General features: G+C 65.7%; 13 protein-coding genes. 12 read left to right on the forward strand and 1 reads right to left on the reverse strand.

Annotated features, from left to right (window positions below):
• Positions 1–67: 67 nt before the first annotated feature.
• A complete protein-coding gene (gene pgi / locus LGR64_RS02085) occupies positions 68–1,630 on the forward strand; it encodes a glucose-6-phosphate isomerase (protein WP_141835208.1) in 1,563 nt (520 codons plus the stop codon).
• Positions 1,631–1,665: 35 nt separating this feature from the next.
• On the opposite strand, the gene LGR64_RS02090 is transcribed toward pgi, so the two are convergent.
• Positions 1,666–2,568: an SMP-30/gluconolactonase/LRE family protein gene (locus LGR64_RS02090; RefSeq protein ID WP_141835205.1), complete on the reverse strand. Its 903-nt coding sequence runs from the start codon at positions 2,566–2,568 to the stop codon at positions 1,666–1,668.
• Positions 2,569–2,808: 240 nt separating this feature from the next.
• On the opposite strand from LGR64_RS02090, the gene LGR64_RS02095 reads away from it, so the two are divergent.
• The 11 genes from LGR64_RS02095 (at position 2,809) to msrP (ending at position 16,115) form a co-directional block, all read left to right on the forward strand.
• Positions 2,809–4,119 (forward strand): ABC transporter substrate-binding protein, encoded by a 1,311-nt coding sequence (locus LGR64_RS02095; protein WP_230354941.1) that lies wholly within the window; start codon positions 2,809–2,811, stop codon positions 4,117–4,119.
• Positions 4,116–5,009 carry a carbohydrate ABC transporter permease gene (locus LGR64_RS02100; RefSeq protein WP_051940972.1) on the forward strand — a complete coding sequence of 298 codons (894 nt, stop codon included), beginning with the start codon at positions 4,116–4,118 and terminating at the stop codon, positions 5,007–5,009. Before LGR64_RS02095 ends, LGR64_RS02100 begins: the two co-directional genes overlap by 4 nt.
• Before the next feature lie 7 nt (positions 5,010–5,016).
• Positions 5,017–5,835, forward strand: coding sequence for a carbohydrate ABC transporter permease (locus LGR64_RS02105; RefSeq protein WP_012207392.1), 819 nt, complete (start codon positions 5,017–5,019; stop codon positions 5,833–5,835).
• Between the two features lie 45 nt (positions 5,836–5,880).
• Positions 5,881–6,939, forward strand: coding sequence for an ABC transporter ATP-binding protein (locus LGR64_RS02110; RefSeq protein WP_230354942.1), 1,059 nt, complete (start codon positions 5,881–5,883; stop codon positions 6,937–6,939).
• A gap of 64 nt (positions 6,940–7,003) precedes the next feature.
• Complete coding sequence (dalD, locus tag LGR64_RS02115; RefSeq protein ID WP_230354943.1) at positions 7,004–8,428, forward strand: D-arabinitol 4-dehydrogenase; 1,425 nt, start codon at positions 7,004–7,006, stop codon at positions 8,426–8,428.
• A 5-nt stretch (positions 8,429–8,433) separates the two neighbouring features.
• Positions 8,434–9,378: a carbohydrate kinase family protein gene (locus tag LGR64_RS02120; protein ID WP_230354944.1), complete on the forward strand. Its 945-nt coding sequence runs from the start codon at positions 8,434–8,436 to the stop codon at positions 9,376–9,378.
• Positions 9,379–9,432: 54 nt separating this feature from the next.
• Positions 9,433–10,365, forward strand: coding sequence for an AraC family transcriptional regulator (locus LGR64_RS02125; protein ID WP_016450966.1), 933 nt, complete (start codon positions 9,433–9,435; stop codon positions 10,363–10,365).
• A 276-nt stretch (positions 10,366–10,641) separates the two neighbouring features.
• On the forward strand, positions 10,642–11,292 hold the full coding sequence (locus LGR64_RS02130) for a c-type cytochrome (RefSeq protein WP_034397008.1): 651 nt from the start codon (positions 10,642–10,644) through the stop codon (positions 11,290–11,292).
• A 139-nt stretch (positions 11,293–11,431) separates the two neighbouring features.
• The gene (locus LGR64_RS02135) at positions 11,432–13,615 is read left to right on the forward strand and encodes a cytochrome c biogenesis protein ResB (RefSeq protein ID WP_141835193.1); all 2,184 of its coding nucleotides are present in this window, start codon (positions 11,432–11,434) and stop codon (positions 13,613–13,615) included.
• Entirely contained in the window at positions 13,612–14,952 is a 1,341-nt protein-coding gene (gene ccsB, locus LGR64_RS02140; protein ID WP_034397007.1) for a c-type cytochrome biogenesis protein CcsB, read from the forward strand. The genes LGR64_RS02135 and ccsB overlap by 4 nt, the downstream gene beginning before the upstream one ends.
• 182 nt (positions 14,953–15,134) lie before the next feature.
• Positions 15,135–16,115 carry a protein-methionine-sulfoxide reductase catalytic subunit MsrP gene (gene msrP / locus LGR64_RS02145; protein ID WP_013800756.1) on the forward strand — a complete coding sequence of 327 codons (981 nt, stop codon included), beginning with the start codon at positions 15,135–15,137 and terminating at the stop codon, positions 16,113–16,115.
• The last annotated feature ends 5 nt before the right edge of the window (positions 16,116–16,120 follow it).

Below are 16,120 nucleotides of genomic sequence, written 5' to 3' on the forward strand. Positions count from 1 at the left end.
TAGGAAGGTATTGAGGTTTTGTTCCAGAGATGTGTTGTCGATTTGGTAATCAGATTACTTTTATCCCATGCTGTCCGTCATTCCCCAGCCCCCGCGCTGCGACCATGCCACTGTCTGGCCTGCGCTGCACCACCATGCCTTGGCCCTGCGCAAGGGCTTCGATCTGCGCCACGCCTTTGCCGATGATCCCGGCCGGTTCGCGCACTTCAGCCAGGAGGCGCCACACTGTTTTGCAGACCTGTCCAAGAACCTCTGGGATGCCCCGGCCGAGGCGCTGCTGTTGCGTCTGGCGCGCGAGTGCGCAGTGGAGCAGCAGCGCGATGCCATGTTCGCCGGCGAGCACGTCAACGGCAGCGAAGGCCGCGCCGTGCTGCACGCGCTGCTGCGCTGCCCGCGCGGCGAGTCGCCGCCGGGTCTGGCATGGGCCCTGGCCCAGGTGCACGAAACCCTGGATGCCATGCTGGCCTATGCCGAGCGCGTGAGGGCCGATGCCGGCATCACCGATGTGGTGTGCATGGGCATCGGCGGATCAGGCCTGGGGCCGCAGATGGCCGTGCAGGCGTTGCAGGGAATGTGCGACGCACGGCGGCGCATGCACTTCGTCTCCAACGTGGATGGGCATGAGCTGCAATCGGTGCTCGATGGGCTGCAGCCGCGCAGCACGCTGTTCATCGTGGCCTCCAAGGTCTTCAACACGCAGGAGACGCTGACCAATGCGCGCAGTGCGCTGCAATGGTTCCATGCGCAGGGCGGTGAAGATGTGGCGCGGCATTTCGTGGCGCTGACCACCAATGCCTCGGCGGCTGCGCAGATGGGCATCACCACCACTTTCGGCTTCTGGGACTGGGTGGGCGGGCGCTATTCGCTGTGGTCGGCGATCGGGCTGCCCGTGGCCCTCGCCGTGGGAGCAGCGGCATTCCGCGACCTGCTGGCCGGCGCGCATGCCATGGACCAGCACTTCCGCACGGCACCGCTGCAGGCCAACCTGCCCGTGCGCCTGGGCCTGCTCGATGTCTGGAACCGCAATCTGCTGGGCTTTGCCAGCCGCTGCATTGCGCCCTACCACGCAGGCCTGCGGCGCCTGCCGGCCTATCTGCAGCAACTGGAGATGGAGAGCAATGGCAAGCGCGTGGACCGCCAGGGCCGGCCGCTGGCGCTGGGCTCAGCCCCCGTGCTCTGGGGCGAGCCGGGTACGGATGGGCAGCATGCCTTCTTCCAGATGCTGCACCAGGGTACGGACATCGTGCCGCTGGAGATCATCGCCGTGCAGCGGCCGTCGCACGGCCTGCAGGGCCACCATGAGCAACTGCTGGCCAACGCCCTGGCCCAGGCCCAGGCCTTGATGCAGGGGCGTTCCTGCGATGATGGCCATCGCCACTTCCCGGGCAACCGGCCCAGTACCTTCGTACTGCTGGATGCGCTCACACCGGCGGCGCTGGGTGCGCTGATCGCCTTGCAGGAGCACCGCGTGTTCGTGGCGGGCGCGCTGTGGGGCCTCAACAGCTTCGACCAGTGGGGGGTGGAACTGGGCAAGCTGCTGGCGCGTGACCTGCAGCAGCGCCTGGCCAGCGGGGATGTGGCGGAGCTCGATGCATCGACCGCAGGACTGCTGCAGCGCATGCGGGCCTGACGCCCCTGGCAACACATTGCCGGGACCGAGCAGGCTCAGGCTTCGTGGAAGCTGTTCACCGGCAGGCCCGGCACATCGACACGGCACTCCATCAGTGCGCCGGCAGGCACCTGCGCCGATCGCTCCGGATCGGGCCGACCGTGTCCGGCCGAGGTGATGTACAGCGTGCGCAGGTCCTCTCCCCCAAAGCAGACCATGGTGGGGCAGCGCACGGGCGTGTCCAGGCGCTGCAGCACATCGCCCTCGGGGCTCAGTTGCAGCACGCAGCCGCCTTCGTACATGGCCACCCAGTAGTTGCCCCGGACGTCGACGCTGGCGCCGTCGGGGCGGCCGCCATAGAGCCTGCCCTCGGCCTTGGGCGCGAAGGCCTTCCACAGCGAGCGCGTGCCCAGCGTGCCGGATTCCAGGTCGAAGGCAAAGCGGTCTATGCGGTGGGCTGGCGTGTCTGCCCAGTACATCCAGGCGTCATCGGGGCTGAAGGCCAGGCCGTTGGCCGTGGTGCAGTCGCCTGCCATGCGCTGAACGGCGTAGCCTCCGGCGCCGTCCGCGTGAAGGCACCACAGCGCGGCATCGGGCGCCGTCTTGGGCGAGAACAGTGACCCCGCCCACAGCCGCCCGGCGCGGTCGCAGCGCCCGTCGTTGAGCCGCAGCTGCTGCGGATCATGGTCCAGGCGGGCGATCATTTCGGTGTGTCCCGTGGCGGTGTCCAGCAGGCCGAAGCCATCGCGCAGCCCCACCACGATGCGGCCCCGGTCCGTGGGAGCGCAGCAGCCCGGTTCGCTGGGCGTGGCCCAGCTGCGGTGCAGGCCTGTGGCGGGCTCCCAGGAATGGATGTGCCGGTCCTGGATATCGCACCAGTAGAGCCGATGTTCCTGCGGGTGCCAGAAGGGGGACTCGCCGAGTGCACTCGGTGGAACAGGGATGCGCTGCACGGCCATGGTCTGCCTCGGAGATGCGGATGAACGGAATTCTAGGAGGTAGGGACGCACCGCAGCAGCAGCAAATGGTTTGATGCATCGGCTAAGGGATATCACCGGCTTGGCTGCGCATAAAAGTATCGAAAGGCGCATCTGTCGTACCAGTCCAGGCACGAGGCCGTCGCCACAATGCCTCATCCGCAGCCGGGATGGGAGGCGCGGTGATCCAGCATTCGAAGACCAGGGAACAAGGAGACAAAAATGCACAGCTTGCTCAAGGCCAGCCTCACATTGGCTACGGCCACTGCCGCAGTGGGCGCACTCGCCGGCACCGAACTCGTGATCGCCACCGTGAACAACGGCCACATGATCGAGATGCAAAAGCTCACCCCCCGGTTCGAGAAGGCCCACCCCGACATCACGCTCAAATGGGTGACGCTGGAAGAAGGCGTGCTGCGCCAGCGCGTGACCACCGACATCGCCACCAAGGGCGGCCAGTTCGATGTGATGACCGTGGGCATCTACGAGGTGCCGATCTGGTCGAAGAAGGGCTGGCTGCAGCCCATTGCCACCGATGCCGCCTATGACGCGGCCGATCTGCTGCCCGCCATCCGCGAAGGCCTGTCCTACGAAGGCAAGCTCTATGCCTCGCCCTTCTATGGCGAAGGCTCCATGCTCATGTACCGCAAGGACCTGGCCGACAAGGCGGGTTTTCAGATGCCCGACAAGCCCACCTGGGAGCAGGTCCGGGAGTTCGCCTCCAAGGTCCACGATCCCAAGGCCGGGGTCTATGGCATCTGCCTGCGCGGCAAGCCGGGCTGGGGGGACAACATGGCCCTGATCACCACCATGGCCAATACCTTCGGCGGCCAATGGTTCGACATGCAGTGGAAGCCGCAGATCGACACACCCGCCTGGAAGAAAGCCGTGGGTTTCTATGTGGACCTGATGAAGGCCTATGGCCCCCCGGGCGCCTCGGCCAACAGCTTCAATGAAAACCTGGCCCTGTTCAACGAGGGCAAGTGCGGCGCTTGGGTGGATGCGAGCATTGCCGCCTCCTTCGTGAGCGACCCCAAGCAATCCAAGGTGGCCGACAAGGTGGCCTATGCGGCCGCACCCATGGCCAGCACGCCCAAGGGATCGACCTGGCTGTGGACCTGGAACCTGGCCATACCCTCTAGCTCGAAGAAGGCCGATGCGGCCCAGGTCTTCGTGAAGTGGGCCACCTCCAGGGAGTATGTGCAGTTGGTCGCGCAGGAGCACGGCTGGCGTGCCGTGCCCACAGGAACGCGCCAGTCCACCTATGCCAATGCCGAGTTCCAGAAGGTGGCGGGCTTTGCCGCAGCCGAGAAGCGGGCCATCGACAGCGTGAGCCTGACCGATGCGACCGAGCCCAAGTCGCCCTATGCCGGCGTGCAGTACGTCGCGATTCCAGAGTTCCAGGCCATTGGCATTGCCGTGGGCCAGCAGATGAGCGCTGCGCTGTCGGGCAAGGTCACGGTGGAGCAGGCACTCAGTACCTCGCAGACGCTGGCCGATCGCGAGATGAGGAAAAGCGGCTACTACAAATGAGGGCCGATAGGACTCCCGACAGGGCGGCGTCCGCCAGGCGCCTGCTGCCCCGCGCCCTGATGGCGCCCGCCGTGGCCGTGCTGCTGTGCTGGATGCTCGTGCCCTTGTTGATGACGATTTATTTCTCGCTCGTCAACTACAACCTCATGCAGCCGGGCGAGCACCGCTTCGCCGGCTGGGACAACTACGCCTTCTTCATCACCGATCCGGACTTCCTGCCCGCCGTATGGAACACGCTGAACTTCCTGGCCAGCGTGGTGCTGATCACCCTGGTGCTGGGCGTGCTGATCGCTTTGCTGATCAACGAGCCGTTTCCGGGGCGTGGCGTCGTGCGGGTGCTGCTGATCTCGCCGTTCTTCGTGATGCCCACGGTCAATGCGCTGCTGTGGAAGCACATGATGATGAACCCGATCTATGGCGTGCTGGCCAGCCTGTGGAGGGCCGTCGGACTGCAGCCCGTGGACTGGCTCACCGAGATGCCGCTGCTGTCCGTCATCGTCATGGTGTCCTGGCAATGGCTGCCCTTCGCCTGCCTGATCTTCATCACCTCGCTGCAGTCGCTGGACCGCGAGCAGATGGAGGCGGCACGCATGGATGGCGCCAACGCCCTGCAGCGCTTTTACTACCTCACGCTGCCCCATCTGGCGCGGCCCATGGCGGTGGTGGTGATGATCGAGATGATCTTCCTGCTCAGCGTGTTCGCCGAGATTGCCATCACCACGGCAGGTGGGCCCGGCAACGAGAGCACCAACCTGACCTACCTGATCTACAAGCAGTCGCTGATGAACTTCGACGTGGGCGTGGCCTCGGCCGGTGCACTGTTTGCCGTGGTGCTGGCCAACATCGTCTCCCTCTTCCTGATCCGCATCGTGGGCAAGAGCCTGGACTGAGGGCATGATGAAAACAAGTTCCTCCACCCTGGTGCGCGCCGCTGCGGCATGGGCCGTTGCACTGCTGCTGTTCTTTCCGCTGGCCTGGTTGTTCCTGACGGCCTTCAAGACGGAACTGCAGGCCATTGCCGTGCCGCCGCTGTTCGTGTTCGAGCCCACGCTGGCCAACTTCGGCGAGGTGCAGCAGCGCAGTGACTACCTGCTGTATGCGCGCAATTCGCTGATCACCAGCCTGGCCTCGACCCTGATCGGCCTGGCCATCGCCGTGCCTGCTGCCTACTCCATGGCGTTCTTCCGCAGCCGCCACACGCGCGACGTGCTCATGTGGATGCTCTCGACCAAGATGATGCCGGCCGTGGGGGCCCTGCTGCCCATCTATGTGCTGGCGCAAGGGGCGGGCTTGCTGGATTCGCTCACCGTGCTGGTCATCGTCTTCACGCTGTCCAACCTGCCCATCATGGTCTGGATGCTCTACAGCGCGCTCAAGGACATCCCCAACGAGATCCTGGAAGCGGCGCGCATGGATGGCGCAGGCCTGTGGGCCGAGTTCCGCCATGTGGTGCTGCCGCTGGCGGTAGGCGGCATTGCCTCCACCGGGCTGCTGTGCCTGGTGCTGAGCTGGAACGAGGCCTTCTGGTCGCTGAACCTGAGCAGCGCCCGGGCCGGCACGCTGGCCACGCTGATCGCCTCGTATGCCAGCCCCGAAGGGCTGTTCTGGGCCAAGCTCTCGGCCGCTTCGCTGATCGCCATCGCTCCCATCGTGGTGTTTGGCTGGTTCAGCCAGAAGCAGCTGGTGCAGGGCATGACCTTTGGCGCCGTCAAGTAGCCGTCCGGCATCCATTTCGCGGCTTTGTGCTGCACAAGGAAAACCATGGCCTATCTGCAACTTCAGGACATACGCAAGCGCTTCGGAGAGGCGCAGATCATCCGCGGCGTGGACCTCGCCATCGAGCGTGGCGAATTCATCGTCTTCGTCGGGCCTTCGGGCTGCGGCAAGTCCACGCTGCTGCGCCTGATCGCTGGGCTGGAGGGCATCACTTCGGGGCAGTTGCTGCTCGACGGGCACGACATCACGCATGCGCCATCGGGCGAGCGCGATCTGGCAATGGTGTTCCAGAGCTATGCGCTGTATCCGCACATGAGCGTGTACGACAACATGTCCTTCGCGCTGCGCCTGGCCGGCGTGCCGAAAGAGGAGATACGCCGAAAGGTCGGGCAGGCGGCCGAGACGCTCAACCTCACGCCCTATCTGGAACGCAAGCCGCGCGACCTGTCGGGCGGCCAGCGCCAGCGCGTGGCCATAGGCCGGGCCATCGTGCGTGCGCCCAAGGTGTTCCTGTTCGACGAGCCGCTGTCCAACCTCGATGCGGCTCTTCGCGGCAACACGCGGGTGGAAATCCACAAGCTGCACAAGGCGCTGGGCGCCACCACCATCTATGTCACCCATGACCAGGTCGAGGCCATGACCCTGGCCGACCGCGTGGTGGTGTTGCGCGATGGCTGCATCGAACAGGTGGGCGCGCCCCTGGCGCTCTACGACCATCCGGCCAACCAGTTCGTTGCGCAGTTCATCGGCATGCCGTCGATGAACCTGATCGCCGCCGGGGCACTGCCCGTGTTCTCCGGGGCCACGCAGGGCCGCTTGCCCGCCGACGGCACGCTGGGCATACGCCCCGAGGCCTTGCGCGTGGCCAGAGCGCAGGTCGCAACCGATGCCGCTGCACAGAGACAGGTCATGGGCCGCGTGGACCTGATCGAGGCCTTGGGCGCCGACACGCTGATCCATGTCAGCGTGGGCGGGGCGCAGCTCATCGCGCGCCAGGCCGAGCGCACGCCACTGGCCGTGGGCGACGCGGTGTCCGTCGCGCTGGACACCGGCTGCGCACTGCACCTGTTCGACCGCCAGGGACGCACGCTGGCAGGCGCCTAAGCGCTTCGCTCCGAGAGGCTGCCCGGCGCAGTCATCCTTTCTTCCTCATCTCCCTCTGGTCACCATGAACGCGATTGTTCCGCATCTTTCCAGACCCACGGTGCTGCACCTGGGCCTGGGTTCCTTTCACCGTGCGCACCAGGCCGCTTATCAACAGCGGCTGATCGATGCAGGGGACACGCAATGGGAGCTGGTGGGGGCCAACCTGCGCTCCGACATGGCGCAGACGCTGGAGGCGCTGGCGCGCCAGGGAGGGGCTTACACACTGGAGACGATTGCGCCTGGCGGATCGGTGCGCTACCAACGCATCGAGGCCCTGCGCGAAGTGATCCCGCATGCGCCCGGGCTGGCCGCCGTGATCGCGCGCGGAGCCAGCCCCTGCACACGTGTCATCTCCCTCACCGTGACCGAGGCTGGCTACTACCTCGATGGCAGCGGCGTGCTGGACACCGGCAACCCGGAGCTTGCAGCCGACATCGGCCGCATGCGCCAGGGGCAGGTCGGAGAGACGATCTATGGCGTGCTGTGCGCCATCCTGCAGTTGCGCCGCTGCGCACATGCCGGCCCGGTCACACTGCTGAGCTGCGACAACCTGCGCCACAACGGCGATCGCCTGCTGGCCGGCCTGCTGGCCTTCATGCAACTGGCGCAACTGCAGGAACTGGCCGAGTGGGCAGGGCACAACATCAGCTGCCCGAATGCCATGGTCGACCGCATCACCCCGCGCCCGCCGCCGGAGCTGCGCGAGCGCGTGCAGGCCGCGACGGGCTGGGACGATGCGGCCGCCGTGACGGCCGAAAGCTTTTCACAGTGGGTGATAGAGGACCGCTTCGTCGCAGGCCGTCCGCCCTGGGAGCGCGTGGGCGTGGAGATGGTGTCTTCCGTGGCCCCCTACGAGGAGGCCAAGATCCGCATCCTCAACGCCAGCCACAGCTGCATTGCCTGGGCCGGCACGCTGGCGGGCCTGCGCTTCATCCACGAAGGCAGTGCCGTGCCGGCGATACGCCAGCTGGCATGGGACTATGTGACGCAGGACGTGATTCCCTGCCTTGCAACACCCGGCAAGGCATCGGCCCTGGACATGCCGGCCTACCGCGACACCGTGCTGGAACGCTTCGGCAATCCTGCGATACGCGACACCAACCAGCGCGTGGCGGCCGACGGCTTTGCCAAGATCCCGGGCTTCATCGCGCCCACGGTGCGCGAGCGCATCGCGCAGGGCGCGTCCATGGATGCTGTGGCCATGCTGCCGGCGCTGTTCCTGGTTTTTCTGCAGCGCTGGCACCATGACACACTGCCCTATGCCTACCAGGATCAGGCCATGGACCCCGCAGTGGCGCACGCCATCTGCGCCGCCGCCGACCCCGTGGCCGCGCTGTGTGCCGAAGTGCCCTTGTGGGGTGAGGCCGCGGGCCATCCGCATCTGGTGGAGGCGGTCCGCCGTGCCACAGACCGTGTCCATGCTTTTGTCCAACAGGCAGCGAGGTAGAACGCATGCGCATAGCCATCGCGGGCGAAGCCCTGATCGATTTCACCGCCACGGGCGGTCTGGCCTTCCAGGGCCATGAAGGAGGCGCGCCCGCCAACTGCGCCGTGGCCGCCGCGCGGCTCGGACAGGCCGCGGGCTTTGTCTCGCAACTGTCGCGCGATCTCTTCGGCGAGCGCCTTTTCGCGCACCTGCAGGGCAACGGCGTGGACATGCGCCTGGTGCAGCGCTGCGATGCGCCCAGCACGCTGGCCTTTGTCGAGCATGCGCAAGGCACCAACCGCTATGCCTTCTATACGCAGGCAACGGCGGACACGCTGTGGGCACCTGCCGAGCTGCCCGAGTTGCCGCCCGAATGCCGCTATCTGCAGTTCGGCTCCATCGCATTGCTGCACACCCCTGTCGGGCCGCGCATCCTGGACCTGGTGGCGGCTGAGCGCGGGCGGCGCATCATCGTCTTCGACCCGAACGTGCGGCCCACGCTGATCCGCGATGCCCAGGCCTTCCGGCGCGACTGCCTGGGCTGGCTGGCCCAGGCAGACCTGGTCAAGCTCAGCGATGAGGATCTGGCCTTTATCGCGCCCGGCGTTCCGGCGCTGGAGGCCGCCGGGCGCTGGCTGGCGCTGGGTCCCCGGGCCGTGGTGCTCACGCGCGGAGCGGCCGGCGCGACCTTGCTGCGTGCAGGACAGGCCCCTGTGTCGGTGCAGCCGCCGGCCGTGCAACTGGTGGATACCATCGGTGCGGGCGACACTTTTGGCGCGGCGCTGTCGGTTGCGCTGCTGGAGCAAGGTGTCGAGCAGCCGGACCAGTTGCAGGAACTGCCCGAGAGCGCGTGGCGCCAGGTGCTGCGCTTTGCCGCAACGGCCGCAGCGCTCAACTGCACGCGCGCCGGTGCCCAGCCGCCCCGGCGCGCGGAACTCGATGCTGCGCTGGCAGCCCATTGCGGTGGATAGCCGCCGCTGGTGATACTGTTTGCCCATGGCCTCTCCAGAAACCGTCACGCCGCCATGACCAGCCCACGCCGCCGCACACCCCGCCAGCGTCACCCTGAACTGGAGCGCGATTTCGTGCGGACGCCCGCGCTGGGCTATGAGGATATGGAGGGCAGCGGCCTGGTGCGCTGCCTGGCACATGGTTTCCCAAGCCCCCTGGTGCGCTGGCATTTCCATGAGGAGTACGAGCTGCACCTCATCACCGACACCTCGGGCCGCGCCTTCGTGGGAGACTGGATAGGACCCTTCGAGCCCGGCCACCTCGTGCTGTGCGGCCCGCGCCTGCCGCACAACTGGATCTCGTTCGATGCGCCCGATGGGGGCTCGCCTGCACGCGATTACGTGATTCTTTTCAACCACGACCCCATCGCCCGTGCGGCCGAGCAGATCCCGGAGATGCGCGAGGTGCTTCAACTGCTGGACCGTGCGCGCCATGGCATCGAGTTCTTCGGCTTGGCGCAGACGGCGCGCGCGCACTGGGATGCGGTCAGGAGTGCGCGCGGAATGCGCCGCTTCACGGCCTTTTGCGCGCTGCTGTCCGATCTGGCCGAGTGCACCGATTATCGGCTGCTGTCAGCCGTGCAGATGCAGGGCGCCCAGGGCGAGGCTCAGGTGGATCAGATCAACGAGGTGGTCAACCGCATCATGGCGCGCGTGAGCGAGCCGCTGAGCCTGGCCGACGTGGCGGCCGAGCTGGGCATGAGCGAGAGCCGCTTCAGCCGCTTTTTCCGCCGGGCCACAGGCAACAGCTTCACCGACTTCGTCAGCCGGGTACGCATCAACAGCGCATGCCACCTGCTCATGCAGACCGACAGCTTCATCGCCGACATCTGCTACCAGGTGGGCTTCAACAACGTGGCCAACTTCAACAGGCGCTTCCTGGAGATCAAGGGCATGACGCCCTCGGAGTTCCGCCGCCAGGCGGACAGCCGCTTCGGCGCGGGTTGAAGCGACGGGGAAGCGGAATCTGGCGCGCACGGGTGTGGTATTGCGCGCCACATGGGTAGAGCCCTTATTGCCGCGCTGGCACAGATCGATATGCTGGGCTGCGAAAAACATATGTTCAGCACCGAATCCGTGGCCAGTTTGTGACCACGATCAAGGAATATGTTTTCCTCTGTGCGCAGGGGCGAAACCAGGGTTCCTGACGATATCAATCACAGGGGACCCCATTGTAGAATCCGCCGAATTTTGCGCTTTCAACAACAGAACCACGCCCTCGATATGAAGTTGCTTGCCTCTTTGCTGACGGCTGCCATTCTTGCTGCAGCCCCCGCCTTTCCCGCTTTCTCCGCTGGCGAGGCACCTGCTGCCTCGGCACAGCCGAAGGCGGCCAAGGCCGACCTGGCGAAGGGCGAGGCCAGCTACACCGCCGTCTGCGCGGCATGCCATGCGGCCGACGGCAATTCCACCATCCCGCTGCAGCCCAAGCTGGCCGGCCAGCATCCCGAGTACCTGGTCAAGCAGTTGCTGGAGTTCAAGGGCGACAAGCGCAAGGACCCCGTGATGAAGGGCTTTGCCAGCATGCTCAGCGAGCCTGACATGAAGAACATCGCCGCCTGGCTGCACACGCAAAAGCCCAAGGACGGCTTTGCCAAGGACAAGGATCTGGTGGCCATGGGCGAGCGCATCTACCGCGGCGGCATCCAGGAGCGCAACATTGCTGCCTGCGCGGGCTGCCACAGCCCCAACGGCGCCGGCATTCCAGCCCAGTACCCGCGCCTGGCGGGCCAGCATGCCGACTACACCACGACCCAGCTCACGGCCTTCCGTGACGGCAAGCGCGGCAATAGCATTCAGATGACGCAGGTTGCTGCCAAGCTTAACGATCGCGAAATCAAGGCCGTGGCAGACTACATCGCTGGCCTGCGTTGATGCGATCCCGGGGCCGACGCGGTTCCCAGGGTAATCACCGGGAACCTATTGCTTTATAGACACCCCAAGCCAGGCGGGTCCATCGCATGAATGCAGATGGTCCCGCTTTTTTCATTCGGGTTTTGGCTTTTCGTTCTTCATGTCAGACAACTCTTCCGGTGCCGCTCTTGCTCCCTCCCGCCCGCAGGCCGCGCGCGCGACCCTGGAGCTGCTGGCATCGATGCGCTTTGCGATCTCGCTGCTGACGGTCATCTGCATTGCCTCGGTGATCGGCACCGTGCTCAAGCAGCATGAGCCGGTGGGCAACTACGTCAACCAGTTCGGGCCTTTCTGGGCACAGCTGTTCCTCGCGCTCAAGCTCAATGCGGTCTACAGCGCCTGGTGGTTCCTGCTGATCCTGGCTTTTCTGGTGATAAGCACCTCGCTGTGCGTGGCACGCCATGCGCCCAAGTACCTGGCCGATCTGCGCAGCTACAAGGAAAACGTTCGCGAACAAAGCCTCAAGGCCTTCGGCCACCGTGCGCAGAACGTGGTGCCCGGCAGCACCGAAGAGGCCGCCAGGCGCCTGGGCCAGCAGCTGGTGTCGGGCGGCTGGAAGGTGCGGCTGCAGCAGCGCGATACGGCGGCCGGTCCCGGCACGGGCTGGATGCTGGCGGCCAAGGCGGGCGCGGCCCACAAGCTGGGCTATATCGCGGCCCACAGCGCCATCGTGCTGATCTGCCTGGGCGGGCTGTTCGATGGCGACCTCATCGTGCGCGCGCAGATGTGGCTGGGAGGCAAAACACCTTATACCGGCGGTGGCCTGATCTCCGAGGTGTCCGAACAGCACCGGCTGAGCGAGCGCAACCCCACCTTCCGAGGCAACCTGCTGGTGACCGAAGGCGGCACGGCAGGCACGGCCATCCTGTCGCAGTCCGACGGCGTGCTGCTGCAGGAGCTGCCCTTTGCGGTGGAGCTCAAGAAATTCATCGTGGAGTACTACTCCACGGGCATGCCCAAGCTGTTTGCCAGCGAGGTCGTCATCCACGACAAGGCCACGGGCGAGAAGCTGGAAAAACGCATCGAGGTCAACCACCCGGCCAGCTACCGTGGCATCGAGATCTACCAGTCCAGCTTTGACGACGGCGGCTCGTCGGTGAAGCTGCGCGCCGTGCCGCTGGAGGCGGGAGCCAAGCCCTTTGATGTCGAGGGCGTGATCGGCGGATCGGACCAGTTCGTGCGCAAGCTCCCGGACGGCAAGGACGAGACAGTGACGCTGGAGTTTGCCGAACTGCGCACCATCAACGTGGAGAACTTCGGCGGTGGCGGCGGGGCCAATGGCAACGGTACCGATGTGCGCAAGGTGGACCTGAAGCAGGCCATCGACGAGCGCCTGGGCGCGGCCCACAAGACCGTGACCAAGAAGGAGCTGCGCAACATCGGCCCCAGCATCCGCTACAAGCTGCGCGATGCCTCGGGCCAGGCGCGCGAGTTCCAGAACTACATGCTGCCCGTGGACACGGGCGACGGCCAGCGCGTGTTCCTGCTGGGCGTGCGCGACAACCAGGCCGATGCCATGCGCTACCTGCGCATTCCCGCCGATCCCGAAAGCGAGATGGACACCTTCCTGCGCCTGCGCAGCGCGCTGCAGGACCCCAGGCTGCGCGAGCAGGCGGCCAAGGCCTATGTGGCCAAGGCCATCGACGCCTCGCGTTCCGAACTGAGCGGCGCGCTGGCGCAGTCGGCCACCAAGGCGCTGGAATTGTTCGCGGGCCAGACCGACAAGAAGGGGCCGGACGGCAAGCCGCTGGGCGGGCTGCAGGCCATCTCGGACTTCATGGAAAGCAATGTGCCTGCGGCCGAGCGCGAACGTGCGGGCGAGGTGCTGGTGCGCATTCTCAACGGCGTGCTGTTCGAGCTTGCCCAGATCGTGCGCACGCAGGCGGGCCAGGCGCCACTGGAGCCCAGCGAGCAGACGCAGTCCTTCATGACCCAGGCCGTGTTCTCGCTCAGCGATGCGCAGTTCTACCCCATGCCCATGGTCTTCATGCTGCAGGACTTCAAGCAGGTGCAGGCCAGCGTCTTCCAGGTGGCGCGCGCCCCGGGCAAGAACGTGGTGTATCTGGGCTGCCTGTTCCTCATCATCGGCGTGTTCTGCATGCTGTACGTGCGTGACCGCCGCCTCTGGATCTGGCTCACGCCCCGCGATGGGGAAAGCCATGCCGAAATGGCCTTGTCCACCAATCGCAAGACACTCGATGGTGATAGAGAATTCGCCATGCTGGCCGGCAAGCTGATAGGCGCCGAGCCCATCCACAAGAAATCCCCCGGAGGTTCCGCATGAACACCGCCACCACGACGACGACTTTGACGCTCAACGAGGGCTTCTTCGCCCGCCGCAACTGGTTCGACTGGGTGTTCGCGGCCCTGGTGGCGGCAGGACTGCTGTATGCGCTGCAGCGCTATGGCGAGTACATGGATGTCTACGAGAAGTGCATCCTGGTCGGCACCATTCCCTCGGCCATCTGGCTGGGCTGGTTCTGGCGCCCGCTGCGCGGGCTGATGCTGGTGGTGGCCGGGCTGTCGCTGCTGGCCATCGGGCTCTACCAGGGGCCTGAAGGGGCGCAACTGGCGCGCTCGGACACGGTGTTCGGCCTCAAGTACTTCCTGTCCAGCCAGTCGGCCATCCTCTGGATGAGCATGGTGTTCTTCATGAGCACCGTCTTCTACTGGATCGGCATGTTTGCGCGGGGCGAGGGCACGGCGCTGTCGCTGCTGGGCTCGCGCCTGGCCTGGCTGGCCGTGACGCTGGCGCTGGTGGGCACCATGGTGCGCTGGTACGAGAGCTACCTGATCGGCCCCGATGTGGGCCACATCCCGGTCAGCAATCTCTATGAAGTGTTCGTCATGTTCTGCTGGATGACGGCGCTTTTCTATCTCTATTACGAACAGCACTACGACACGCGCGCCCTGGGCGGCTTCGTGATGCTGGTGGTCAGCGCGGCCGTGGGCTTTTTGCTGTGGTACACGCTGGTGCGCGAGGCGCACGAGATCCAGCCGCTGGTACCGGCACTCAAGAGCTGGTGGATGAAGCTGCACGTGCCGGCCAACTTCATCGGCTACGGCACCTTTGCACTGGCAGCCATGGTCTCCTTTGCCTACCTGATCAAGCAGCAGGCCACGGAGACCCGCTGGTACAAGCTCGCGCCGCTGTGGATGCTGGGTGTGGTGCTGTGCTTCGAGCCCATCGTCTTCCGCAAGGGTGCAACCGAGAACGGCGGCAGCTACTGGATGGTGTACTTCGGCGTTTCGGCGCTGATCGTGGCCGGCATCCTGCTGGCGCGCAAGCGCATCGCCGAGCGCCTGCCCAGCTTCGAGCTGCTGGACGATGTGATGTACAAATCCATCGCCGTGGGTTTTGCCTTCTTCACCATCGCCACCGTGCTGGGCGCTCTGTGGGCGGCCGAGGCCTGGGGCGGCTACTGGAGCTGGGACCCCAAGGAAACCTGGGCGCTGATCGTCTGGCTCAACTACGCGGCCTGGCTGCACATGCGCCTGGTCAAGGGCCTGCGCGGCACGGTATCCGCCTGGTGGGCGCTGGGTGGACTGGCCATCACCACCTTCGCCTTCCTGGGGGTGAACATGTTCCTGTCGGGGCTGCACAGCTACGGCGAGCTTTGAGCCACGGCAGTGGCAGAGTGACAGTGGCAAGATAAGGGCAGCGGCATGCGTTCAGGCGCATGCCGCTTTTTCGTGCACCATCGCATCGGTGCCGCAGGGAACTTGCGCGCGCCTGCGAGGCTCCCAATCGCCATATCGCCAGCAATAGCGCCCCGTGCCCGCCGGCACACCAGGAGATTCCCATGCTGATCCGCTCCCACGACAACGGCTTCCAACACCCGCAAGGCAGCGAGATCACGCCCCGGGCAGGCTACCTCAAGCGCCGTGCCTGGCTGCAGTACCTGGCCGCAGGCTCGGCGGGCGCGGCCTTGCCCGGCTGGGCGGCGGGCGTGCAGCGCCCCGGCAAGCTGGCGGCACTGGCCTCCGTGCCTTCCCAGGTAGTGGGCGCAAACACCATGGACCGTGTCACGGCCTATGCCGATGTGTCCCAGTACAACAACTTCTATGAATTCGGGCTGGACAAGGACGATCCTGCCAAGAATGCCCACACGCTCAAGACCCGTCCCTGGACGGTGAAGATCGAGGGTCTGGTCCAGCAGCCGCAGACGCTGGACCTGGATGCGCTGCTCAAGCTCGCTCCACAGGAAGAACGCATCTACCGGCTGCGCTGCGTGGAGGGCTGGTCCATGGTGATTCCCTGGGTGGGCTATTCCCTGGCCGAGCTGCTGCGCAAGGTGCAGCCGCTGGGCAGTGCCAAGTACGTGGAATTCGTGACCCTGGCCGACAAGGCGCAGATGCCGGGCCTGCGCAGCGGCGTGCTGGACTGGCCTTACACCGAGGGGCTGCGCCTTGATGAAGCCATGCACCCGCTGACGCTGCTGGCCTTTGGCATGTATGGCGAGGTGCTGCCCAACCAGAATGGCGCGCCCGTGCGGCTGGTCGTGCCGTGGAAGTACGGCTTCAAGAGCGCCAAGAGCATCGTCGCCATCCGCCTGACCGACAAGGAGCCGGGCACGGCCTGGAACAAGGCGGCGCGCAACGAGTACGGCTTTTATTCCAATGTGAACCCCGACGTGCCGCACCCGCGCTGGAGCCAGGCCACGGAGCGGCGCATTGGCGAAGACGGCCTGTTCGCCAAGAAGCGCAAGACGCAGCTGTTCAACGGCTACGAAGCCCAGGTGGGCCAGCTCTACGCGGGCATGGACCTCAAGAAGTTCTATTGATGTGG

The organism is Delftia sp. Lp-1 (genome assembly GCF_020523835.1).
Lineage (GTDB): Bacteria > Pseudomonadota > Gammaproteobacteria > Burkholderiales > Burkholderiaceae_C > Comamonas > Comamonas acidovorans.